Below are 24,598 nucleotides of genomic sequence, written 5' to 3'. Positions count from 1 at the left end.
ATTAACTGCAAAGCCTTCAAGGCTTGGAAAAAGTGGCTGGGGAAGAAGGATTCGAACCTTCGCATGCTGGAATCAAAATCCAGTGCCTTAACCAGCTTGGCGATTCCCCAATTAACTGTGTACCCAGTATCGTAATGGATGATCAAGCAAACCCGGGCAAGCCCATGTATTTTCAATCACCGCTTCCTTGCCGGAATTGCTGCAAGGTATTTTAACGACAATTTCCTGCTGACACAGCCGGGCCTGTTCCAACGTTACAAACTCAACGAAAAAACAGGCGCCAGACCCGGTCATTCGAGCATCGATACCCAACTGCCCCAACCGCAAGGCGGCTTCGCGTACGCGCGGATACCTGCTGCAAACCACCGGCTCCAAGTCGTTGCGGCCAAAATACCCGGTATTGCGCACCGCCCCGGCCGTTTTTTCATCAAAAACGCAAGCGGCCAACAACCCTTCTTTTTTAGCTTCGACTTTTTGCCAATCAGCAAAGACCGTAATTCTGACAGACGGGGAATTCCTTGTCAATTCAGGGGCCGAGAATACACCCGCAGTGGGCACCTGCTGGCGCGGCTGAATCACCACATAAGCTCGCTCGGGCAGGGTGAGCGGCGACAATATTTCGCCTATCCCTTCCGCAAAGGCCGGCTGGCCGAAAATGAAAACCGGGACATCGGCCCCCAAAGGCAAAGCCAGCGCCATGAGTTCACGCCGATTCAAGCCGGTTTGCCACAAGCGGTTCAGGGCCAACAAAGTCGTGGCGGCATCGCTCGACCCGCCGCCCAGGCCCGCACCCGATGGAATGTTTTTCCGGTAGCTGATCTGCGCCCCGTACGGGGTGCCTGTTGCCCGCTGCAGCGCCCGGGCGGCGCGCACGACCAAGTCATCTTCGTGAGCCAGATCGGGATTCGGGCCCTCGCAGACTATCCGGCCGTCGCTGCGTTTTTCATAATGAAGCACATCGCACAGGTCGATGAACCGAAACGCCGTCTGCAGCAAATGGTAGCCATCGTCGCGCCGGCCGACGACATGCAGGAACAAATTGAGCTTGGCAGGCGCGGGAACATCGTACAGCGTCACTCAAGACCCCGGCTACGTGCCATCGACAACCAGACGCACGCTGATGCGCTGGTTGGAATCATTGCGATTGAGCTGCAACAGCCTGGGGCCAAGCGAATCATAGCGCGACAGCGCGACCCGCCAGCCGTTCTGCTGGAAGCCCGTGACTTGACCCGCCTGGTTTTTTTCCAGGTTCAGCACCGCGCCCGTGCGGCCCCGCAGCCAGTCGCGCAAACCCTCCACGGGAATGGCGCTGCCCAGGACTTGCTCGACCAATCCATCGGGATCGCTCGCCTGTTCCTGCGACCCATCGGATCGCGTCAGAACCGAATAGCCAGGAGATACCTGCACGCGGGCAAGGGTATTACCCAGGGGATTGGCCAGATCGAGCCTGAGCGTTTGTCCATCGTCGCGCCAGGCAAAACCGCCTTGCACAGCCTGCTGCTTGCCGTTGTCGCGCATCACGCTGACGGCAAACCGGCCGGTCCGTTCAAAAGCCTGGGCGCCGCCCGCATCAGTGATTCTGTGCGGCGTGGCGCAGGCCGCCAGCAAACCTGCCAGACAAAAAACCAGCCAGGCACGATACAGGCGCATCAAAGCTTCACCTCGAAGCGCTTGATCGTTTTCAGCAAGGCGTCGTTCTTGGCGTCCTTGGCCAGGCCCGCACGCCATATTTTCTTGGCCTCGTCGAATCGCTTGAGCTTCCACAGCACTTCGCCCAGATGGGCCGCCACATCGGCCGACGGCAACAGCGCATAAGACCGCTGCAGGTAGTCCAATGCCACCTTGTTGTCGCCCGTTCGATAAAGATACCAGCCCACGCTATCCAGAATGAATGGATTGTCCGGCTCCAGATCGAGGGCATGCTCGAGCAGATCCTGCGCTTCATCCAGGCGAATATTCTGGTCGGCGTAGGTATAGCCCAAAGAGTTATAGGCATTGGCATTGTTCGGGCTGATCTGGATAACGCGCAGCATGAGCTTTTCGAAGTCGTCGAACTTGCCCTGCCGCTCGTACATCATGCCCAGGTCGTACATGATCTCGGAAGTATCGGGCATGGCCTTGTTGGCATTGACCAGCACCTCGGTGGCCTCGCCGGTGCGTCCCGCGTCGCGGTAAATCGACGACAGGGTAAGCGCGATGACCGTCCGCTCGTGATTGTCCTGCGGCTTGAGCGCCGCAATCGTGCCGCGCGCCGCGGACAGATTGCCAAGGCGGGCCTGCAGTACGGCCTGATGGATGCGGGCCTGAAACCGCAGCGTGGGGTCGTCGATAAGACCCAGTTGACGGATTGCATCATTCAGGCGCCCCTGCTTTTCGGCAATTTGCACCAGCAGCAGCCTGGCGTCGGAAGCGTCCGCGGCCGCGTTGGTGGCATTGTCGTTGATCGATATGCGGCGCTGCGTCTGGATGCTGATGTATTCATTCAGCAGCGATTCGGCGCGGCTATAGCGTTCGGCGCGAAAATTGACCTCTGCCTCGGTGTAAAGCAGATCGAAATCCTCGGGAGCGCGCTGGCGCATTTTTGCAACCTGCGCCAAGGCACCGTCAAAATCCTTGCGGTCGGTCAGGCGAGCAGCCAGCATCAGCTGCAATTTGCGCGCTTCGGGATGCTTTTCGGCATACACCCGCGCCGCATTGATCGCCGCCCCCGGATCGACCTTCAAGCCATATTCAAGCACTCTTTGCGCGGCCGGCTCGGAATTCGGATCCAGCGCCAGGGCCTGCTGCGCTTCGGACAGCGCGCGGTCGGGATCGCCGGCCGCCCAGGCGGCGTCAGCCAGGGCCAGATGCGCCACGGGCAAGGAACGCACCGGATCATGCAAGGCTTTATCCAGGACATCGAGCGCCATTTTCTTGTCGCTCATTTTGCCGACTACAGCGGCCGCCTGCCCAATTGCCCTGTCTTTATCCTGCGCCTTGTCGATGCGAGCCCAAAGCGCGCCGGCCAAGCCCGCCGTCTGGCCATTGGACGCCGCCAGCGCCAATGAAGACGCTACGGCCTCGGGGTCGTCGGGTGCCAGTCGCGCCCACTCGCGCGCGGCCGCCAGGGCACGCGGCATATCGCGATCGGCCATGGAAAACTGAAACGCCCGTTTAGCCAAACGTGGATCCGAGGTATCCTTGGAAAGATCCAGCATGGTCTGGCTTGCCAGATCGTACTGGCCTCGCTGCGCGCCTATTTCCGACGCCAGCACGCGATAGAGGATATCCGCCGTCAGGCTAACATCGGGCAACTTGCCCTCTCGAAGCCGAATCAGTTCGGTTTGTTTGCGCGAGTGCTCGGTTTGCCGGGCCTGGGCGGCAAAAGACAGCAGCAGACACAAACCGACAAATGTTACTGAAGACAAGGAAATTGATAGTTTCATTCACTCGAACCACTGCCGTTGTGCCCGTAATACGGACGCAAAATGGCGAAATTACATACGAAGATTGAGAGATCTTAGCACCCCCTCATGCCTGAGCTACCAGAAGTCGAAACGACCCGTCGCGGAATTGCGACGGTTATGCCGGGTCGGATACTGACCCGATTCATTGTGCACGAATCGCGCATGCGCTGGCCGATCCCGCCCGGACTGCCCGAAATCATCAGCGGCAAGGTCGTGCAAAGTTGCGAACGCCGCGGCAAATACCTGCTGATCAACTTTGACCATGGTACACAGATTGTCCACCTGGGCATGTCCGGCTCATTGCGGCGCGTGACGCTCGATGAGCCCCGGCGCAAGCACGATCACGCCGAATGGCTGTTTGAAAGCGCGCGCTTTCTATTGCACGACCCGCGCCGCTTCGGCGCGGTGCTGTGGCATGGCGCTGAAGACGGGCCCCTGGCCGGCCACCCCCTGCTTGCCAAGCTGGGCATAGAACCCTTCGACCCTCTGTTCAGCCCTGACTGGCTGCATCGACATCTGCGCGGCAAGACGCTTTCAATCAAACAGGCATTGCTGGCGGGCAATGCCGTCGTCGGCGTGGGCAACATCTACGCCTCGGAGTCGCTGTTCAAGGCGCGCATCAATCCGCAAACCAGCGCCGGCAAACTGTCCCTGACTCGCTGCACGCGACTGTTCGCCTCTATACGGCAAACGCTGGAAGATGCGCTCGCGTCCGGCGGCAGCACCTTGCGCGACTACGTCGACGCCAGCGGCGAGCCGGGAGCTTATTTCGCACTGCACGCAGCCGTTTACGAGCGTGCCGGCCAGCCTTGCCCCGTCTGCCAGACACCCATACGCCGCATTGTCCAAGGGCAAAGAGCGACTTATTACTGTCCGCGCTGTCAGCGCAATTAGCCCGGCTAATATTCGTTTATAACAAATGCATTGCACAAAAACGAATTATCGGCTATATTTTTCCCATTAACTGGAGACCTCACATGAGCAAACAATTCGCCTCGCACGCCGACATGGAAGACAAAGTCGTTTCGTTCGAAAAACTATCCGATAACGCCTATGCCTATACCGCCGAAGGCGACCCCAACACAGGGATCATCATTGGCGACGATGCTGTCATGGTCATCGATACACAAGCCACGCCTGTCATGGCCCAGGACGTGATTCGCCGCATCAAGGAAGTCACCGACAAGCCGGTCAAATACATTTTGCTGTCGCACTACCACGCGGTGCGCGTTTTCGGAGCGTCTGCCTACAATGCCCAGGAAATCCTCGCCAGCCGCGACACCCACGATCTGATCGTCGAGCGCGGCGAACAAGACAAAGCGAGCGAAATCGCGCGTTTCCCGCGCCTGTTCCGCAATGTCGAATCCATTCCGCCTGGGCTGACCTGGCCGACCATAACCTTCGAAGGCGAAATGACGGTCAATCTGGGCAATCTTGAAGTGCAGATCATGCAAGTCGGGCGCGGCCACACAAAGGGTGACACGATCGCCTGGCTGCCCGAGCAAAAAATCCTGTTTGCCGGCGATCTGGTCGAATACCAGTCCACGCCTTATGCCGGCGACTGCTATTTCCGCGAATGGCCCTACACGCTGGATACCCTGGCCGGTTTCAATGCCGAGAAAATGGTGCCGGGTCGCGGCCCGGCCCTGAAATCGGCCGACGAAGTCCGCAAAGGCCTGGCCGGTACGCGCGCATTCCTGACCGACCTCTACACGTGTGTAAACAACGGGGTCGCCGAAGGCAAAGACCTCAAGGCGATTTATCGCGAAACCTACGATTTCATGAAGCCGCGCTACGCCAATTGGGTGATTTTCGACCATTGCATGCCGTTTGACGTTTCACGCGCCTACGACGAAGCCACCGGCTATGACGATCCCCGTATCTGGACCGCCGAACGCGATATCGAAATGTGGAAGCAACTCGAAGGCAATTAATCCGCAAAAAAAACAAAACAGGAGCATGGATGTGGGCGACATCGATTATCAGGCGCTGGAATTCGCTTACCGGCCACAGCCCGCTCAGGCAGAAAATCGCCATCCGATCGTCGTGGTCGGAGCCGGCCCTGTCGGCCTGAGCACGGCAATCGACCTTGCCCAACGCGGCAGCAAGGTCGTGGTCGTCGATGACGACTACCGTCTGTCCACGGGATCCCGCGCCATCTGTTTTGCCAAACGCACGCTCGATGTCTGGGATCGCCTTGGCGTCGGCCAGAACATGGTCGACAAAGGCGTGTCCTGGAATGTAGGCAAGATCTTCTTCAAAAACGAGGAAGTCTGGCGCTTCGACCTGCTACCCGAGCAAGGCCACAGGCGGCCCGCCTTCATCAATCTGCAGCAGTACTATTGCGAAGGCTTCCTGTACCAGCACGCCGCCCGGCACCCCAACATCGAATTGCGCTGGAAACACAAGGCCGTCGCGGTCAAGAACCACAGCGACCATGTCGAGCTCACTGTCGACACCCCCGACGGCCCCTATACATTGATCGCCGACTGGCTGCTTGCCTGCGACGGATCTCGTTCACCCTTGCGCAAAATGATCGGCCAGGAAAGCCACGGCCGGATTTTCCACGACCGCTTTCTTATTGCCGATGTCAGGATGGATGCCGAGTTCCCGACCGAGCGCTGGTTCTGGTTCGACCCACCCTTTCATCCCAATCAGTCCGTACTGCTCCACCGCCAGCCCGACAACATCTGGCGCATCGACTTCCAACTGGGCTGGAACGCCGATCCCGTTGAAGAGGTCAAGCCGGAAAATGTGCTGCCACGCATCAAGGCGCTGCTTGGCGCAGACGTGAATTTCGAGCTCGAATGGGTCAGCATCTATACCTTTGCGTGCGAACGCATGGACCGATTCCAGCACGGGCGGATTCTGTTTGCCGGCGACGCCGCTCATCGCGTCTCGCCTTTCGGCGCCCGCGGCGCCAACAGCGGCGTGCAGGATGCCGACAATCTCGCCTGGAAACTGCACCTGGTCACCCAGGGCCTGGCTCCCGAATCCCTGATCGCTACTTACGCGGCGGAACGCGAAAAAGCCGCCGACGAAAATATTCAGCACTCATCGCGCTCCACCGATTTCATTACGCCCAAAAGCGAAATCAGCCTGTTATTCAGGAATACGGTCTTGAAACTGGCCAAGCAATTTGAATTCGCCCGCAAGCTGGTCAATAGCGGGCGCCTTTCGACGCCCACGTTTTATTCCGACTCGCCCCTCAATACGCCCGATACCGACAGTTTCATGCCAGGCCTGCCCCTGGGCGGCGTGGCGCCCGACGCGCCCATCCTGGTACAGGGCCGTCGCGACTGGTGGCTGGGCCAGTTGGACGGGCGATTCGTCCTTGCCGTCTTTTGCCTTGCGCAACTGCCTCCGGCTGCAACGCTGCAAGAACTGGCACGGCTACAGGAAAATCCCGCAGGCCTGAAAGTCGTTTTCGTATTGGGTCCCGAAGCCCACGCACTGCCGGTGCCGGCAGGATTCCAGGCGGTCGTCGACCATGAATCGATCCTGGCCGAACGCTACGGCGCACTCGAACAAACCAGCTACCTGATCCGCCCCGACCAGCATCTGGCCGCCCGCTGGCATCATTGCGATGCTTCGGATATCCAGGCGGCCTTGCTGCGGGCGATGGGTTTCAACCAGAGTTAGCGACTCATGCATACACTAAATACTCAATCCAATTTTGCGGTACCCGATGACTTCTACGAACACCTGATCGAAGCGCATCGCGACCTCAGCACAGAACAAAGCCACGCCATGAATGCCGCGCTGGTTCTGCTCCTGGCCAACCATATCGGCGATCTGGACATTGTTCGCGATGCCTTGCAAAAGGCGCGCAACACGATTCAGAACGGCGGATAACGCCCGCAGGCCCCCGAACCCAGCCCGGCAAATTCGTTTTAGGAACATTTTCGATGAGTACACTTCAGTATCAAACCGGATTCGGCAATCATTGCGCCACCGAGGCACTGCCCGGAGCGCTGCCCGCGGGCAGCAACTCACCCCAGGTTTGCCCCTATGGACTCTACGCCGAGCAGTTGTCCGGGACCGCGTTTACCGCCCCCCGCGCCGAAAACCGCCGCTCCTGGCTATACCGGATTCGTCCGGCCGCCGTACAGCAGCCGTTTGAAGCGTGCACAGACATCGCAAGCTGGCTGAATACATTCGGCGACGGCCCGGTCACACCAAACCAGTTGCGCTGGGATCCGCTGGACATACCGGCCGAGCCCACCGACTTCATCCATGGCATTCGCACTTGGGCGGGCAACGGCAATCCCGACGACCACACCGGCGTGAGCATAAATCTGTATGTGGCCAACCGCTCCATGCAAGACAGTTATTTCTACAATGCCGATGCCGAAATGCTGATCGTGCCGCAAGAAGGCCGCCTGCGCCTGGCCACCGAACTCGGGCTGATCGATATCGAGCCCTGCGAAATCGCCGTCATCCCGCGCGGCGTACGTTTTCGCGTCACGCTTATCGACCCTTCCGCACGTGGCTATTTGCTTGAAAATTTCGGCGCCGCCATGCGCCTGCCCGAGCTCGGCCCTATCGGTTCCAATTGCCTGGCCAATGCGCGCGACTTCAAGACCCCCGTGGCCTGGTATGAAGATCTCGAAGGCGATTTCGCGCTTTACGCCAAATTTACCGGCGGTTTCTGGCGCGCCCGAATCGATCATTCGCCGCTCGACGTCGTAGCCTGGCACGGCACCCACGCCCCCTACAAATACGATCTGCGCCGCTTCAATGCCATAGGCTCGATCAGCTACGATCATCCCGATCCCAGCATTTTTACCGTACTGACCTCGCCTTCCGACACTCCAGGCACGGCCAATATGGATTTCGCCATTTTTCCGCCACGCGTGCTGGCTATGGAAAACACCTTCCGCCCGCCCTGGTTCCATCGCAATGTCGCCAGCGAGTTCATGGGCTTGATCCAGGGCGTCTACGATGCCAAGGCCGAAGGATTCCTGCCTGGAGGCGCCAGCCTGCACAACTGCATGACGCCTCATGGCCCGGATGCCGAAACCTTCGAAAAAGCCTCGACGGCCGACATCAGCCAGCCGCACTATATCCGCGATACCATGGCTTTCATGTTCGAAACGCGCCGCGTCATACGCCCAACCGCCGCCGCGCTGGCTTCGCCCGCGCTGCAAGGCAACTACTATCAAGCCTGGCAAGGATTGAAAAAGCACTTCAATCCCTCCAAGGCATAACAAACAGGATGCAACGATGTCCCACTTGAACGAAACCCACGACCCGCAACTCCAAAGCTGGGTCGAGTCGGCCAATGTCGAACACAACGGCTTTCCCATACAAAACCTGCCTTTCGGCATTTTCCGCGAACGCGCCGGTTCGCAGAGCTTTCGCCCCGGCGTAGCCATCGGCGATCAGATTCTCGATCTGGCCGCGCTGGCGCAGGCCCGGCCATTTACGGGCCTGGCGGCCGAAGCGCTGAACGCCTGCACGGGCGATCGCCTGAATGCGCTCATGAGTCTGGGCCAGGCGCACTGGTCGGCGCTGCGGCTGGCCTTGTCCAGAGCCCTGCGCTCAGGGGCGGCGCAGCAAAAGCTCCTGGAACCGCTGCTGAGTGCCCAGTCCAAAGCGGAATTCGATGTTCCGGCCCATATCGGCGACTACACCGATTTTTACATTTCCCTGCATCACGCGACGTCGGTCGGCAAGCAATTCCGCCCCGACAATCCCTTGCTGCCCAATTACAAGTGGGTCCCTATCGGCTACCACGGCCGGGCCTCGAGCATTGGGGTATCGGGCCAGAAATTTCCACGGCCGGTTGGGCAGACACGCCCCGCCAGCGAGGGCGCGAAGCCGGGCTTCGGGCCATGCCAGCGCATGGACTATGAGCTTGAGCTGGGCATTTTTGTCGGCCAGGGCAACCCTCAGGGTGAACGCATTGGCATCGACCAGGCCGAGTCCCATGTATTTGGGCTGTGCATACTGAATGACTGGTCGGCCCGCGATATCCAGGCCTGGGAATACCAGCCTCTGGGCCCATTTTTGTCCAAGAATTTCGCCAGCACTATTTCGCCCTGGATCGTAACTCTGGAAGCGCTGGCGCCATTCCGCACCGAATTCACGCGCGAGGCGTCCGATCCGCAACCGCTGCCTTATTTGTCTTCGGCCATCAATTCAGCCGCGGGCGCCTTCGACATAGGCCTGGAAATTCTGCTTACCACTGAACAGTCGCGTGCCGCGAAGGCGAAGCCGGCGCGGCTGTCGCAGAGCAATTTCAAGGATGCTTACTGGAATGTCGCGCAACTGGTGGCTCACCATACCGTCAATGGCTGCAATTTGCAGGCGGGCGATATGTTCGGCACGGGTACTCTTTCGGGCCCTGGGCCGGACCAGGCGGGATCGATACTCGAGCTGAACCACGGCGGCAAGGATCCGGTGCGGTTGCCTTGGGGGGAGCAGCGTGTATTCCTGCAAGACAACGACGAAGTGATTTTGCGGGCCAGGTGCCAAAAGCCCGGGTATCCGACTATCAGCCTGGGAGAGTGTGCTGGGATGATTCTTCCGGCTAAGACGTAGGGGACGGGCCTTGTGGTCGCCTATTATTCGCGTTCTTTGTTCTTCTTTGTTCTTCTTTGTTCTTAAGACGCGGGGGTGGCGGCCCAGGCGGGGTGGTGCTCGCATCGTCCGGTCCTGGCTTTGCCAGGACTGCCCGCGGCCGGCGCCTGGATCGGGCGGTCGCGGAACTCGCGTCGTCCACAGCCCCCCGGGCTGTGGACACCCTTGACGCTCAAACAACCGCTCCCTTGCATCCCGATCCAGGCGCCGGCCGCGGCGGACTCAAGCTCGCTCACCCCGCCTGGGCCGCCACCCCCGCTTGCGTTGGAGCTTTTTGGGCGGTTATGGGGCGATTTTTTGCAGGCTTATGAGTCTGTGGTTTTTACATGCCCATAGGGCAACGTTTTTTGCATGCCTGCAGGCCAGCGGTTTTTGCATGCTTGCGGGGCGGCGCGAATATCACTGGTCGCGGACATTTCGAGCGGCTGATTGCGAATCCGTGGGAAAGGACCTTCATCAGGGCAGGCGTATCAGCACGGGCAACCATCCCGAAGCTTGCGCCCAGCCGATCAATGCGAACAGAGGCAATGCCAGGAAATACGGCAGGGCATCGCGAATGGTGTTCCAGAGTCCCGATACGGACACGGTCACTTCGTCTTTGCTTTGCCAATTCGACAATTTGGGGCCAAAACGCGGCACCTTGGCGCAGTACTCGCCGAACTTCGGCCCGAACACCTTGCGCAGCAAGCGCTCTTCTTCGTCGATCACATTGTTGAAGACGGCATACACGAACAAGGCCAGGATGGGTCCCAACAGGATGCTGCCGGACTGGGCGCCTATGCCTACCACGGCGGTCATGGAAAACCAGTACAGGGGATTGCGGCTGATGGAGTAAGGCCCTTGGTGTATCAGTTCGGCGCCCTTGCGCCCGCCCAGATACAGCATGCACCAGCAGCGCCCAAGCATTGCAACCAGAATCAATGCCAGCCCCACCCACTGCACCGTTAGATGCACCCAGGAGTCGTGCGGCCAGGCCGAGGACAGGAACGGCAGCAGGCAAACGAACAATACGCCGTAGGCGGTCAGGGTGTTGCGGCGCTGCACTTGAACAATGGACAAATGCCGCCAGATTTCATCGAGTGTGTAGTCTGTCGTATCGGTCGCGGCCTTGCGGTGGCGCGTAACCACCAGGGGATAAAAAAGCAGGCTGCACAAAAGCCAGGCCACGGCGGCCGACCAGATTGTTTCGCTCAGGAAATGAGCGCCCTGGCTGATCCGCAACACGCTCAGAGCCACACCGGCGACAATGGCCAGCACCAGGCCCAGCCAGCGCAAACGCGGCCGGTTAAGTGCCCATCCGGCGAAATACAGGCCGAACAAAGAATAGCCTACAGCCGCGTGGCTGCTGGGCAAGGCGCCTCCGGCCGGCACGCCACCGAAAGCCCAGAAGGTGTTGGGAAGCTGTCCGGTGCCGCCGAATACCGCCAGGAAAAACGGTCGGGGCAAGGCTGTGCCATGCTTGAGCGCCCAGACCAGCAGCGGCGTCAGGCAAAACACGGCAAACAAGGTCCAGAGCACGGCCCGGGTGGATTGCGCGGCTTGGCCGCGGCCGCTGCGCAAGGCCATTACACCTGTCACGACGATCAGGGCAGGCATGACAAACCAGGTCGCCGCAGTCGCCAGCGCCTGCGCCAACCATTGTTCGCGCAGGGGGAAGGCATGGCTGGCCGCATCAAAAAACCGCGCCGTCAGTGCCATATCCAGGCTGGAATACTGTACGCTGTACGCCAGCCAGCCCAACAATACGGACACGCCTATGATCTGGGTCAGAATATAAAAGAAAGAATTCCGATAATACATATCGGTTGGGTGCGGCATGAACGAATTCCTTTGAAAAACCGAGGGAATGCATTGCTTGCACACCCTCGGCCATACATAAAGCGGCAAGCGCCGTAGCATACCGCGCAATTCATAAAATAAAAAACCCATTCGGCGGAAAGTATTGTTTTCCGGCCTTTTGAGTCAGTTCAGCACTTTGCCCGGATTCATCAAGCCATGCGGGTCCAGCGCCTGTTTGATGCGCTTCATCAGGGCGAGCTCGACGGGGTCCTTGTAGCGCGGGAGGATATCGCGCTTGAGCTGGCCCACGCCGTGCTCGGCGCTGATCGAGCCCCCGAAGCTGTGCACGCTTTCGTAGACCACGTTATAGATGGCGTCTTGAAGGCCCAGCAAGTTTTCTTCGGTGTAGGCCTGGCCTTTGGCCACGTTATAGTGCAGATTGCCGTCGCCCAGGTGGCCGAAAATCACATGCTGCACTCCCGGAAAATGGGCCTGCAATGCCGCGTTGGTCGTTTCCACGAACTCCGCCATTCTCGACACAGGTATCGATACATCGTGCTTGACGCTCTTGCCGAACGCTTTTTCCGACAGCGGCACACTTTCACGCAAATGCCACAAGGCGTCGCTTTGCGCCGTGCTTTCGGCGATCACCGCGTCGATCACCAGGTTATCTTCGAGAGTCTGGCCCACGATGGCTTCGAAACGTTCGCGCGCATGCTGCGCGCTTTCGCTGTCGGAAACCTCGAGCAAGGTATACCAGGGCAAGCGCGCCGACGAGCCTTCGAAAGGAATGCGCTGCTGCGGATAACACTGGACAACTCCATGCAAACATTCGCCGGCGATCAGCTCAAAGCCGGTCAGGCTTGCGCCGAACCCCTTGCGCGCCGCCGACAGCACCGCCACCGCGTCGCGTATGGAGCCCACACCCAACAATGCCGTGCACTGGGCAAGCGGCTGCGGATACAGCTTGACCGTGGCGGCGGTGATAATACCCAGAGTACCTTCGCTTCCTATGTACAAGTCCCGCAAATCGTAGCCTGTGTTGTCCTTGCGCAAGCCGCGCAGGCCGTGCCAGATATCGCCTTCGGCCGTCACGACCTCCAGCCCCAGCACCAGGTCCCGTGCATTGCCGTAGCGCAGCACCTGGGTTCCGCCGGCGTTGGTGCCAAGGTTGCCTCCCACCGTGCAGCTCCCTTCGGCCGCCAGGCTCAGGGGAAACAAGCGATCCGCGGCATGAGCGGCCTGCTGCGCCGACTGCAGTATGCAGCCTGCTTCGACAACCATAGTGTCGTTGTCGGTATCGACGCTGCGTACCTGATTCATGCGAGTCAGGGAGAGCACGATGGCCGTACCGCTGGAATCGGGCGTGGCTCCTCCGCACAGGCTTGTGTTGCCGCCTTGCGGCACGATAGGCACCTGGTTGAGCATACACCAGCGAACAACGTCGGAGACTTCCTGCGCGGTAGCGGGCCTGACCACCGCCAGAGCCCGGCCTGTATAACGACCCCGCCAATCGACCAGATACGGCCCGGCTTGCGCCGCATCCAACACATGCGGCGCGCCTACAATCCGGACCAATTCGTTTAATGGCTTCATCGCTATCCCCTTGTGCCTGCCGAATTCCGAGCCGTCTATTTTAGGCGTACTTTAAACGGCCGGACGCCGCAGTCAGAACTCGAAACAAATCCGCCTGCCCGCGGTTTTACCGTCCTCCATCCAATCCACGATAATACGAAATGTTTTTCGCCAAGTTTTTCAAGGAAATGTTTTGACAGATTTCACACTTCCCGACGCGGTATTCAAGGCCTACGATATTCGCGGCACAGTGCCCGAACAGCTCAATGCGGAGTTTGCCCACAGGCTGGGCCTGGCCTTGGCGCAGCGGGCACGCGCAGAGCGCATAAGCACCCTGGTCGTTGGCTACGACGGCCGGCTCAGCAGCCCTGGGCTGGCCCAGGCCCTCCAGGAAGGTTTAATGGCGGGCGGCATCAATACCCTGGACCTGAGCATGGTGCCGACTCCCCTGGTGTATTTTGCCGCGCATACGCAAGAAACCGGCTCGGGCGTAGCTATTACAGGCAGTCATAATCCGCCCAATTACAACGGCTTCAAAATGATGATGGGGGGTAAAACCTTGCATGGCAGCGATGTTCAGGCGCTTAAAACCGCCATGGCAAGCCTGTCCGCACCCATTGACATACCGCATGGAACCCGGCAAACCCTGGATCTGGTCGACGCTTATGTCCAGCGCGTTACATCCGATGTGAAGATCGCCAGGCCGATGAAAATCGCCATCGACTGCGGCAACGGCGTGGGCGGGGCCGTGGCCCCCCAGTTATTCAAGGCCATGGGTTGCGAGGTCGACGAGCTTTTTTGCGAAGTCGATGGACATTTCCCCAATCATCACCCCGACCCCGCCGATCCTCACAACCTGCAAGACCTGATCCGGCATGTGCAAAACAGCGACTGCGAACTCGGGCTGGCTTTCGATGGCGATGCCGACCGCCTGGGGGTCGTTACCAAATCCGGCGAAATCATCTGGCCCGATCGCCAGCTAATTCTGTACGCACAGGATATTTTGCGGCGCGTGCCCGGCTCGACGATCATTTTCGATGTCAAATGCAGCCGTCATGTGGCCGATTCCATCAAGCAATCCGGAGGGCAACCACTGATGTGGCAAACCGGGCATTCCATGATCAAGGCCAAGCTGGCGGAAACCGGCGCCCCTTTGGCCGGGGAAATGAGCGGTCATATTTTTTTCAAGGAACGCTGGTTCGGCTTCGACGACGGCCTGTACACCGGCGCACGCCTGCTCGAAATCCTGTCGCGCGGCTCCAACCCGTCGGCGGTTCTTGAAGCGCTGCCCCAAGGTATTTCCACGCCCGAGCTCAAGCTGGAAATGCGGGAAGGCGAGCCCCATGCGCTCATCAAACGCCTGCAAAGCGAAGGCAAGTTCCCGCTTGCGCAAAGCATCAATCCGATTGACGGCGTACGGGCTGAATACGCCGACGGTTTTGGCCTGGCCCGCGCTTCAAACACCACGCCCGTGGTCGTATTGCGTTTCGAAGGCGATACACGCGAAGCGTTGCTGCGAATTCAGGCTGAATTTCGCAGCGCTTTGCTGGCGCTGGCGCCGCAGGTAATACTTCCGTTTTGAGTCGCTTTTGGGCTTGATCTGTGGCTTTGGGCTGTGTTGCCTGTGTTGGTTGTCTTGGCGGCGGTTAATTCTATTAAGGCGCCGCAGGGTGGGCGGTGCTGTGTAGTCCGGCACGTCCAGCGGTCGGCTAGCTGCGCTAGCCGACTACCCGGGTCTGCCTCGTCCAGGCGGGCGTCGGGCGAACTCGCCCGGCCTCGCGAGGCCGGGCTCAGACAGCGCCCGCCGACACCCCCCGCCTTCCCTTCGTCAGCACCCGGCGCTGGACTACCGCCGGACTACACAGCACCACCCACCCTGCGGCTTGCGTTGAGGCAATGCATAGAGAGAGGCATTGGAGTCGTGCACCGAGAGAAACGTTAAGGTCATGCATCGAAGTATACCTTGGGCCGGCAAGTTCATTCCAGGCATGCCATTACGTGAGCCGTCTATCGGGGCTTGGGGTCAGGACCGGCGTAAGGCGTGCGCCGGATTTAGCTCGTCAAGGCGGGGGTAGTCGGCGGGCGCTGTCTGAGTGGCGCCCCGCATCGCGGGGCGACGCGAGTTCGCCCGACGCCCGCCTTGCCGAGCTAAATCCGGATGAAGCACGCCGTGCCGGCCCTGACCCCAAGCCCCGATAGACGGCGCCTTTAAATACCAAAGCGACCAAAGCATCGAGTGCTGTAAACACACTCGAACCGAAAATACCCTAGCGGCACAAGGAGGTATAGATATCCAAATGGATCCGCACGATTTTGTGGATATCGAATTCCCGCTCGGCCAACTGCCGCCCGGCCGCGCCAAAGCGCTGACGCAAAACAGGATCGCCGGCCAGGCGCTGCACCGCCGCCGCCAAACCGGCCATATCGCGTGTGGCCACCAACAAACCGGTGACGCCGACTTCGATCGCATCGCGGCACCCCGGCACATCGGTGGTTACCACCGCGCGGCCGCAGGCCGCCGCCTCGACCAGCGACTTGGGCAAGCCCTCCCGGTAGGAGGGTAAGACGACAATATGCGATGCGTTGTAAAGCTCGGCGATATCCGAACGTTCCCCCAGACACTCAACAACCCCTTCCCGCTGCCACCGGACAAACTCGTCCTGACTGACGCTGGCGGGATTGCCCGGGTCGGGGCTGCCGGCCAGGACCCAACGCAGGCCCGTCGGATGCCCCGCCGAGGCCTTGGCCGCGGCCACGAACTCCCGCACACCTTTGTCGTGCAACAGGCGGGCCGCCATGATCGCGACCGGCGCCCCCTCGGGCTCGGGCGTGACCTGGAACCGATCGAGATCGACTCCCGAGCCACGCACCAATACCACTTGCTCCGGCCTGACAACGCCGGCATCGCTCAGCAAATCACGATCGTCCGTGTTCTGAAAAATGACGCGACTGTTCGGGTGCCCCAGGGCCAGGCGATACAAGGCAATGGCCGCCGCCCGCACAAAATTGAAGCCCTGGCCGGATCGTGTAAAAACAAAACCCAGGCCGGATACCGCTGCCACAAAAGCCGGCACACCTGCCAGCCTTGCGGCAATACCGCCATACAGCACCGGCTTGATCGTGACCGCATGAACAACACTGGGACGCAAGCGGCGATACAAGCGCCACAAGGCGTAGATAGTATGTATTTCCTGAACCGGATTCTTACCGCTGCGGCTCATGGGAATCACATGATGCCGCAGGCCGCAAGCCGTGATTTGCGCCACCGATGCCCCATCCATGGTCGCCACATGAACATCGAAGCCGGCATCCCGGGCACCCAGCGCCAAAGGCAGGCGGTGAGACAGGAAGAAGGCGGGGTTGTTCACCACGAACAGCAGGCGTGGCGCAGACCGCGTATCTGCGGCCCGGACAAGTCGCGACGGAAAATCAGCCGCCAGACGCTGCCACACAAGCTGGTACGCCTCCACCATGGTAGCCAGGCTGTATTCCTGCCGTACGCGTTCCCGCCCGCGCCGCGACCGGTTTGCCATGTCGGCCGTACCCAGCGCCGCCACGGCCTGGTTCACCGCTTCGGACAAGGCAGCCGGATTGCGGGGCGGCGCCACCCAGCCTTCACCGGCAACAATCTTCGCCGCATCGCCTACATCGGTCACGACGCATAGGGTCCCGACCGCCATGGCCTCGGCCACCACATTCGGAAAGCCTTCGGCGCAGCTCGACAAAACATGCACATCGATCGCGCTCATGATATCGGGGATATCATCGCGCTGCCCCAGCAGGATGACCTTGTCCCGCAGGTTCAGCCGCGCGAGCAGCGCCATGAGTTCGGCATTGCCTTCATCCATGCCGCGTCCCGCCAGCACACAGCGCAAGGCCGGATGCGCCGACAGGCTTTGCGCAAAAGCCTGCAGCAGGTTGGCATGGTCTTTAAGGGGATTCCAGCGCGCCACGCTGCCGATCAGGGGTGTGTCGGCATCCACCCTCCACGCGGCCCGCAAATCGATCCGGGCTTGCGGCCTGGCTTGCCAGCGCGTCAAATCGTAGCCATTGGGGATGACAAGCATGCGATCGGCACGATAGCCCCATTCCTGGTGACGCGCCGATGCATTCTCGGCGCATGCCACGATGACGGCAGGCACCAGGCAGGAAAGCCGCGCGCACAACCAGGCCAGGGCTCGGGCGGACCGGCTGCCCTCTTGTAAATTGGCGCCGGAATTGCGTATGCCCCAGGACACGGCCTTGATGCCGGCCAGACGCGCCGCCACGCCGCCTATCAGATCGGCGTGATACATCCAGGTTTGCACCACATCTGGCGCACTGGCGCGCAGCAGACGATACAAGCGCCACACGCCGCCCGGCGACAGGCGCCCGGCACGCATGTTCAAGGCATGAACCGTAATGCCCGCTTCACGCAGGCGCGCACCGAACACGCCTTCGTCGGTCATGGAAATGACCGTGTGCCGGTTGGGCTGCCCGGGAGCGGTGACAAGTCGGTGCAAAACCGTTTCGGCGCCGCCCTGGCCCAGGCCGGAAATGACGTGCACGATTCTCAATGCGGGATGCAATTCCGATACAGCCTGAGTCATGCATTGTTCCCTTTCATGTGTGAAGTTTCGGCTTGCGCCATCAAATCATCCCAGGCCATCAGCACAGACGATAGCGAGTAGCGCTTGCGCACCGAGACAGCGGCGCGATCGGCCAGCGAGCGGCGCAGCACGGAATCGCCCAGCAAACGATCCAGGCCGCGCGTCAGAGCGGCCTGATCGCCTAAAGGAACAAGCATTCCGTCTTCTCCGTTGCGCGTCATTTCGCGCGGCCCGCTTGGGCAATCCACGGCAAGGCACGGCAAGCCGAGCGCCATGGCTTCGAGCAGCACATTGGGAAACCCTTCGACCCTGGAGGTCAGCGCAAAGGCGTGGGCCTGCGCAAGCTCTTGCCACGGGGTCTCCGTGCGGCCCGGCAAGGCAATGCGCGACGACATGCCGGCGGCCTCGATCTGCTGGGTCAGCGCGCCGCGCAATGGCCCATCGCCCCAGATGGACAAGTCCCAGTTGGCATGACGCGCCGCCAAGGTGGAAAATGCCTGGATCAAAGCGCCGAACTGCTTGGCGGGCACCAGGCGCCCCATGGCCATCAAGCGATAGCGGCCGCGCGCATCGGGCACACAGGCGGCCAGACGCGTGTCGAACAACTCGGGAGGCAGGGGGTTGGGTATGACAGCCAGGCGGCGAATGCCCGGCACCATGTGTTTGAACGGCTCCGCGCTGGCCTCGGCCTGCACAGTCACAAGACTCGCCCAAGGGTACGTCCACTTGCGCAGAAGGCGCAGCACCGCGCCCACATTGCTGCTGAACGCGGGGTTGGTGCGCTCGCAGACGATCACGGGAACCCCCAGGCCGCGAGTCGCCAGCAGGGCCATGACATTCACATTGGTCAGAAACGATACGATCAGGTCGGGTTTTTTTTCCCGGACCAGGCGCCGCAAGGCGCGCAACTTTTTCAGCCCCGCCAGCGCCGGGTTGGCGGCCGCGCCGATGCGGTCGGCCAGCCACAGCAACTCGACCTCCGGCGAAATTGGGTAAAAACAGGAGCCTTTTCCGGTATAGGTTGGCACCAGGACCACGGACTCGCCGCGCGCCGACCAGGCGTTGGCCAGAGTAGCCGCCACCCGCTCAGCACCGCCGGCATGCATGGAGCTGACCAGAAAGACGATTCTCATTACAGCCTCGACCCCGAATTGCGCGTGGTTTCATCGAGCCAGGCCTGGGTCATCAATATGCTCCACAAGTGTGTGCTCCAGTCGCGCCTGCCGGATTGATGCTCCTGCCATTTTCGCGAGACAGGGCGCTCATCGAACAAGCCTTCCCGGCGCAATCTGGCCGGGTCCAGCAAAGCCGCCGCCCAATCCTTCAAAGGCCCACGCAGCCAGGCGGCCAGAGGAATCGAAAACCCTTTTTTGGGCCGATCGACCAGCGCCTTGGGTACATGTTTGTACAGCAGCTGGCGCAATAGCCATTTGCCGCGCCCATCGCGGATTTTGTAATCCAGCGGCAAGCGCTGGGCAAACTCGAACACGCGGTGATCGATCATCGGCACGCGGGTTTCGAGACTCACGGCCATGGCGGCCCGATCGACCTTGACCAGAATGTCGTCGGGTAGATAGGTGATGGCGTCAAGCAGCATCATGTGTTCGAAAAAACTGTTGTCCGACTCTTCATCAAACGCCGTAAGCGGTATTTCGGCATTCAGCACTACTTTGGCCGGATCTTTCCAGTATGCGACAAACTGCCGATAGAACTGCCCGGAATGCGAGGCGCAAGCCAGTTCGGCCAGCTTGTCGAGCTGATCCCTGGCGTGCCCCGCAGGCACCAAACCCGCACCGACCCGGCTCAGGAAAGACACCGGCTTGCGCAATGCGCCCGGCACGGACCGCCGCTTGTCCCACCACCGCCGGGCGCGGAAATAGCGTGAATAGCCGCCAAACAGTTCGTCGCCGCCATCGCCCGACAGCGCCACCGTGACATGCTGCCTGGCCATGCGAGCCACCAGGGACGTCGGTATCTGCGAGGAATCGGCAAACGGCTCGTCGTACATGGACGCCAGGGTCGGAACAACCGCCAGGGCGTCCTCGGGCGTGACATACAGCTCGGTGTGAGACGTACCCAAGTGCCGGGCGACTGCTTTCGCGTGCTCGGCCTCGTTATACTCAGGCTCGTTAAAGCCTATGGAAAAAGTATTGACGGCCCGCGCATTATGCGCCTGCATCATAGCCACGACTATCGAGGAATCGACACCTCCCGAAAGAAAGGCGCCAAGCCCCACGTCGGCCAGCATCTGCCCTTTCACCGCGTCTTCCAGCACTTCTTCAAGGGCATCGACGGCCATGTCGTCCGAGTCGAAACTCAATAGCTGCTCGCTGGCCTGTCCCGCCACCGTCAGCGCCGACCAATAGACCTGGGCGGGCGGTATTTCACGGCGCCGGCATTGATCTTCCGTCATGCAGATCCAGGTGCCGGGCAGCAATTTCTGCATGGAGCGATAAATGCTCCAGGGCGCGGGAATATAGTTGTGGCGAACCAGCAGCGACAACGCGCGCCGATCGATTTCCCGGGAGAACCCCGGGATATTCACCAAAGCGCTGAGCTGCGACCCGAACACGAAATTGCCGCCCGCGAAACCCATGTACAGCGGCTTTTCCCCCATGCGATCGCGCATCAGCGCAAGCGTGCGCTCCTGCCTGTCCCACAATCCCATGGCAAACATGCCGCGGGCCTTGTACAGGGTTTGTTCCACCCCCCAGGCCGCAAAACCGGCCAGAATGGTTTCCGTATCGGAATGACCACGCCACGCCGGTGCCTTGCCTTCGCCCTCGAGCACGGCACGCAATTCCAGATGGTTGTAGATTTCACCATTGAGCACCAGCGCAAAGCGTTCGCATGCCGACAGCATCGGCTGATGCCCCGCCTGCGACAAGTCGAGAATGGCCAGACGCACATGGCCAAGGGCCAGGCGCGCCTGCGCATCCTCCCAGTAGCCTTGGCTATCGGGCCCTCGCTGCCGCATATTATGGCAACTGCGCTCGATGACCGCCCGCTTATTGGGCAAAACTCCCCAAGCCCCAACGATTCCGCACATAATCTACTCGCTATACGCTAATGCCCCTGGGGGCTATGTCAGTCGCCTTCAAACACATGCCGCCACAATGCCATGACACGAGCGGTAGAAAAGCGGTCCCGCACATCCACCGCCCTCTTCGCATAAGCCTCGCGCTGCTCGCGGCGTGTCATCAAGTTGCACAAATGGGCGGCAAGCGCCTCGACATCTTCGGCGGGCTGCACCAATACACCGTCTATGCCATTGCGCACGATCTCCCGCGGCCCGGTCTCGCAATCGAACGCCACCGGCGCCAGGCCGCTGGCCATGGATTCGATCAGCGTATTGGACAGGCCTTCGACCCTGGAGCTCAGCACATACAAATCAGACTGCTCGTACCATTGTCCGACATTACCCACCCGGCCGGGCATGCTGATGCGCCCGCCGAGTTCGGCCGCGTCTATCTGCCGTTGCAAATCCTCGCGGCTGCCGCCTTCGCCCAGTATCACCAGATCCCAGTCGGGGACATGGCTGGCGAGCATCTGAAAGGCCTGTATCAACAGATCGAACCCTTTATGAGGATGCAGCCGGCCAACGCCCAACAACCTGTAGCGGCCGTTCTTTTCCGGAGGTGGCAGTATCGGCTCGGCAATTTCCAGGGGCCAGCGCACCGCATTGGGAATGACGGCAAGCTTCGATCCGGGGACATGCTCTTCCAGCCAGTGCGCCGTGCCCGAAGTCAAGGCCACCACCTTGGCCGCCTGCGGATACGCCCAGCGCCTCAGGCGCAACCACATCTCGCTCAGTTCCTGCGATGGCGGATGGGTATGCTCGGTCGCGATCACACGGCATTTCGATCCGCGCGCGGCAATGATCGCCAGGATCGATGCGGTAGTCATCATGCCCAGCACAAGAGTCGGCCGCAGGCGCCTGATCAGGCGCCGCAATGCCCATACCCGGCGCAGATTGGCCAGCATCCCGCCGAACCGGCCCGCGCTGGACGCCGCCGTGCCCAGCGCGATACGCCGAACCGATGGATGCAGCGCATATGCATCGCTGGCGGCGTCGGCCTGCGTAACCATGGTGACGCTGTAGCCGCGCTCGGCCCAGTAAGCGCCCAGATCGACAGCAACCCGCTCGGCGCCTCCCCCATTCAGGGAGTGGATCACAATCATCAAGTGGGGAGGACGGGGTGAAAAACTCAAGACAATACCTTCGTGTTCAGGACTTGGGGCGGCCGATGGCCGGCACTGCACGCAGCGCAACCACGACATAGCATGTATAGGACAAGGCGTACATCACGCTGGTGGCCAGCATGATGCCCGCCACCCCCATGGTTGGCGCCAGCACATAATTCATGACGGCCTTCAGGGCGAAATTGGCAATGGCGATGGCGGCCATGATCCGGTAGCGGTTCTGGCTGGCCAATAACTGCACAAGTATCAGCACCCCGAAATAAAACGGAAGCTGCAACAGACCCCAGCGCAGCACATGCGCGACCGTCTGCGTATTCTCGGCCGTGAAGGCGCCGCGCTGAAACAACAGGCTTACACCCCATGGAGCCAGGAACCAGCCCGCCAGCGTCACCATGGCACCGGCCAGCAACATCAGCCCCGACCATTTCAGCGCGGTGCTGCGCGCATGCGCCACATCGCCACGCCCCTGGATGTCGGCCAGCACCGGCAAGGCGGCCCGGCCGACCGACGCGGCGCCTATGCCCAGCACCAGCGACAGCAAACGGCTTGCGTAACCCAGCGTGGCATTGGCATTGGCCCCCAGATTGGCCGCCGTGTATTGATCGATAGGGCCGACAAAGCTCATGGCGACCTGCCCCAGCAACATTACTCCGGCGGCCTTGACCAGATCGGGCCAGTGCGGCGAACTCAGCCCCGGCGTGGGACGTCCCCACGTGCCATCGGCCCTTGACGCCAACCACAGCAGCCATACCGACTGGATCGCATACCCCACCAGGGTCCCCCACAACAGCGGGCCTACATCGTGCGCGGTGGCGGCCAGCATGACCCAGACCAGGATCGCGACAGCCGGCACACTGTCGAGCAGTGTGTTGATATGCCGCTCATGAGCCCTCAAGCGCGCCGCGCTGACGCCGGTCACCAGCGTCAGCAAGGCCGCCGGGGCAAAAGCCAGGGTAAGCTGCGAGCTCATCAATTGCACATCGGGGGGCAAGCCTTTGCCGGCCAATTGCAGTACATAGGGCCACGCCGTATAAGTCAGCACAGCCAGAACGACCCCAAGCCCGATCACCCAGGCTTGCAGCTCGCCCAGAAACCGGACACGGATACGGGCATCTTCATAGCGCGTGCGAACCAGCACCGGGATCAGCACCACCGACAACACACCCACAATGGTGACCGGCAGCCAGTTGGCCATGGTCATGGTGAATTGATAGGCGTCCACCACACTGCTCACGCCGTAGCGATACGCAACAGCCATTTCCTTGAGCGCGCCCGCCGCCTTGCCCAGAAGCAGGAAAAAAGCGACCCGGGCCGCACCTTGCGCGATACGCCGGTGATCGGAGTGCAGGCTCGAAAGTCGCTGGGTGAATGTTTTCAAGTCAACGCAAGAATTGCGTGTACCAGGGCATCGCTACCTCGAGCCCCTGCACGATGTTGTGCATGGGCTCGTACCCCAGCAGGCTTCTGGCCTTGCTGATATCGGCCTGCGAATGGCGCACGTCGCCGGCGCGAAAATCGGAATAGACCGGCTGCTTGTCGTACACGACACCATTATTGCCCAGGGCCTTGGCCAGATATTCGAACAATTCGTTCAGGCTGGTGCGGGCGTTGTAGGCCACGTTGTAAACCTGATTGACGCCGTCGGGCTGCGCCAGGGCGGCCAGTATATTGGCTTGCACCGCGTTGTCGACAAAGCAGAAATCACGGCTTGTCTCGCCATCGCCGTTCACAACCACCGGCTCGCCGCGTATCATCGCGGACACCCACTTGGGAATCACGGCGGCGTACGCGCCATTGGGGTCCTGACGCTTGCCAAATACATTGAAGTAGCGCAGCCCTATGCTGCCGAAACCGTAAGAGCGGGCAAAGACATCGGCATAGAGCTCGTTCACATACTTGGTGATCGCGTACGGCGACAATGGCTTGCCAATGCGGTCTTCAACCTTCGGCAGCGCTTCGTGGTCGCCATACGTGGAGCTTGATGCGGCATAAACAAAAGACAATACCTTGGCATCGCGCGCCGCCACCAGCATGTTCAAAAAGCCGGCCACATTGACTTCGTTGGTAGTGATCGGGTCGGCCAGCGAACGGGGCACAGACCCCAGCGCAGCCTGGTGCAAAACGTAATCGACACCGGCAACAGCCTTCTGGCAAGCCGCCAGATCGCGTATGTCGCCTTGCTGGAAGGTGAACCGCGCCCACTGTTCGGGAGTGACGGTATCGCGGACTTCGTCAAGATTGTATTGATGGCCCGTTGCGAAATTATCCAGGCCCACCACTTTCTGGCCCAGCACCAGCAGAGTCTCCAGAATGTTGGAGCCGATGAATCCGGCGCAGCCTGTCACCAGCCACGTCTTGGGTTCGCTGCGCAAGCCGGCCAGTACTTCTTGATAACGGGTAGTCATATAAGCCTTCAATACA

The 24,598-nt window shown here is 60.6% G+C and carries 18 protein-coding genes, 1 tRNA gene and 1 pseudogene; 7 read left to right on the top strand and 13 right to left on the bottom strand.

Annotated elements, in window-relative coordinates; genetic code table 11:
• Nucleotides 1-33 precede the first annotated feature (33 nt).
• From LSG25_RS19390 to LSG25_RS19375, 4 genes are all read right to left on the bottom strand, one after another.
• Nucleotides 34-110: transfer RNA gene (locus LSG25_RS19390), tRNA-Gln, on the bottom strand.
• 1 nt (nt 111) lies between these two features.
• Nucleotides 112-1,077 carry a 4-(cytidine 5'-diphospho)-2-C-methyl-D-erythritol kinase gene (gene ispE, locus LSG25_RS19385; RefSeq protein WP_232742498.1) on the bottom strand — a complete coding sequence of 322 codons (966 nt, stop codon included), beginning with the start codon at nt 1,075-1,077 and terminating at the stop codon, nt 112-114.
• Nucleotides 1,078-1,089: 12 nt separating this feature from the next.
• Nucleotides 1,090-1,650 carry a lipoprotein insertase outer membrane protein LolB gene (gene lolB / locus LSG25_RS19380; RefSeq protein ID WP_232742497.1) on the bottom strand — a complete coding sequence of 187 codons (561 nt, stop codon included), beginning with the start codon at nt 1,648-1,650 and terminating at the stop codon, nt 1,090-1,092.
• A complete protein-coding gene (locus tag LSG25_RS19375) occupies nt 1,650-3,425 on the bottom strand; it encodes a tetratricopeptide repeat protein (RefSeq protein ID WP_232742496.1) in 1,776 nt (591 codons plus the stop codon). Before LSG25_RS19375 ends, lolB begins: the two co-directional genes overlap by 1 nt.
• Nucleotides 3,426-3,512: 87 nt before the next feature.
• On the opposite strand from LSG25_RS19375, the gene mutM reads away from it, so the two are divergent.
• The 6 genes from mutM (at nt 3,513) to fahA (ending at nt 9,992) form a co-directional block, all read left to right on the top strand.
• Nucleotides 3,513-4,340, top strand: a complete 828-nt coding sequence (gene mutM / locus LSG25_RS19370) for a bifunctional DNA-formamidopyrimidine glycosylase/DNA-(apurinic or apyrimidinic site) lyase (RefSeq protein WP_232742495.1) — start codon at nt 3,513-3,515, stop codon at nt 4,338-4,340.
• A gap of 83 nt (nt 4,341-4,423) precedes the next feature.
• Nucleotides 4,424-5,380 carry an MBL fold metallo-hydrolase gene (locus tag LSG25_RS19365; RefSeq protein WP_232742494.1) on the top strand — a complete coding sequence of 319 codons (957 nt, stop codon included), beginning with the start codon at nt 4,424-4,426 and terminating at the stop codon, nt 5,378-5,380.
• 31 nt (nt 5,381-5,411) lie between these two features.
• The gene (locus LSG25_RS19360) at nt 5,412-7,088 is read left to right on the top strand and encodes an FAD-dependent oxidoreductase (RefSeq protein ID WP_232742493.1); all 1,677 of its coding nucleotides are present in this window, start codon (nt 5,412-5,414) and stop codon (nt 7,086-7,088) included.
• A 6-nt stretch (nt 7,089-7,094) separates the two neighbouring features.
• On the top strand, nt 7,095-7,301 hold the full coding sequence (locus LSG25_RS19355) for a DUF2783 domain-containing protein (RefSeq protein ID WP_232742492.1): 207 nt from the start codon (nt 7,095-7,097) through the stop codon (nt 7,299-7,301).
• Nucleotides 7,302-7,354: 53 nt separating this feature from the next.
• Nucleotides 7,355-8,656 carry a homogentisate 1,2-dioxygenase gene (gene hmgA, locus LSG25_RS19350; protein ID WP_232742491.1) on the top strand — a complete coding sequence of 434 codons (1,302 nt, stop codon included), beginning with the start codon at nt 7,355-7,357 and terminating at the stop codon, nt 8,654-8,656.
• Nucleotides 8,657-8,672: 16 nt separating this feature from the next.
• Nucleotides 8,673-9,992, top strand: a complete 1,320-nt coding sequence (gene fahA, locus LSG25_RS19345) for a fumarylacetoacetase (protein ID WP_232742490.1) — start codon at nt 8,673-8,675, stop codon at nt 9,990-9,992.
• Between the two features lie 495 nt (nt 9,993-10,487).
• Here fahA and LSG25_RS19340 read toward each other — a convergent pair whose 3' ends face one another.
• Both LSG25_RS19340 and LSG25_RS19335 read right to left on the bottom strand, forming a co-directional pair.
• Entirely contained in the window at nt 10,488-11,849 is a 1,362-nt protein-coding gene (locus tag LSG25_RS19340; protein WP_232742489.1) for a phosphatase PAP2 family protein, read from the bottom strand.
• A gap of 144 nt (nt 11,850-11,993) precedes the next feature.
• Complete coding sequence (locus LSG25_RS19335) at nt 11,994-13,406, bottom strand: FAD-binding oxidoreductase (RefSeq protein WP_232742488.1); 1,413 nt, start codon at nt 13,404-13,406, stop codon at nt 11,994-11,996.
• A 172-nt stretch (nt 13,407-13,578) separates the two neighbouring features.
• Here LSG25_RS19335 and LSG25_RS19330 point away from each other — a divergent pair, with 172 nt between their 5' ends.
• On the top strand, nt 13,579-14,967 hold the full coding sequence (locus LSG25_RS19330) for a phosphomannomutase/phosphoglucomutase (protein ID WP_232742487.1): 1,389 nt from the start codon (nt 13,579-13,581) through the stop codon (nt 14,965-14,967).
• A 685-nt stretch (nt 14,968-15,652) separates the two neighbouring features.
• On the opposite strand, the gene LSG25_RS20545 is transcribed toward LSG25_RS19330, so the two are convergent.
• The 7 genes and pseudogenes from LSG25_RS20545 to LSG25_RS19300 all read right to left on the bottom strand — a co-directional run bounded on the left by LSG25_RS20545 (nt 15,653) and on the right by LSG25_RS19300 (nt 24,582).
• A complete protein-coding gene (locus tag LSG25_RS20545) occupies nt 15,653-16,825 on the bottom strand; it encodes a glycosyltransferase family 4 protein (RefSeq protein ID WP_370636024.1) in 1,173 nt (390 codons plus the stop codon).
• A gap of 126 nt (nt 16,826-16,951) precedes the next feature.
• Nucleotides 16,952-17,974 (bottom strand): annotated as a pseudogene (locus tag LSG25_RS20540) (glycosyltransferase family 4 protein); the annotation flags it as partial.
• The gene (locus LSG25_RS19320) at nt 17,971-19,107 is read right to left on the bottom strand and encodes a glycosyltransferase family 4 protein (RefSeq protein WP_232742485.1); all 1,137 of its coding nucleotides are present in this window, start codon (nt 19,105-19,107) and stop codon (nt 17,971-17,973) included. The pseudogene LSG25_RS20540 and the gene LSG25_RS19320, both read right to left, overlap by 4 nt.
• Entirely contained in the window at nt 19,107-21,023 is a 1,917-nt protein-coding gene (gene asnB, locus LSG25_RS19315) for an asparagine synthase (glutamine-hydrolyzing) (protein ID WP_232742484.1), read from the bottom strand. The genes LSG25_RS19320 and asnB overlap by 1 nt, the downstream gene beginning before the upstream one ends.
• Nucleotides 21,024-21,061: 38 nt before the next feature.
• Nucleotides 21,062-22,156, bottom strand: coding sequence for a glycosyltransferase family 4 protein (locus LSG25_RS19310; RefSeq protein ID WP_232744774.1), 1,095 nt, complete (start codon nt 22,154-22,156; stop codon nt 21,062-21,064).
• Between the two features lie 46 nt (nt 22,157-22,202).
• On the bottom strand, nt 22,203-23,555 hold the full coding sequence (gene murJ, locus LSG25_RS19305; protein ID WP_232742483.1) for a murein biosynthesis integral membrane protein MurJ: 1,353 nt from the start codon (nt 23,553-23,555) through the stop codon (nt 22,203-22,205).
• A 1-nt stretch (nt 23,556) separates the two neighbouring features.
• Nucleotides 23,557-24,582, bottom strand: coding sequence for an SDR family oxidoreductase (locus tag LSG25_RS19300; RefSeq protein ID WP_232742482.1), 1,026 nt, complete (start codon nt 24,580-24,582; stop codon nt 23,557-23,559).
• Between the last annotated feature and the right edge of the window lie 16 nt (nt 24,583-24,598).

Origin of the sequence: Paralcaligenes sp. KSB-10 (assembly GCF_021266465.1) — a bacterium.
Taxonomy (GTDB): Bacteria; Pseudomonadota; Gammaproteobacteria; order Burkholderiales; family Burkholderiaceae_B.
This window is presented reverse-complemented; position numbering and strand designations above follow the sequence as displayed.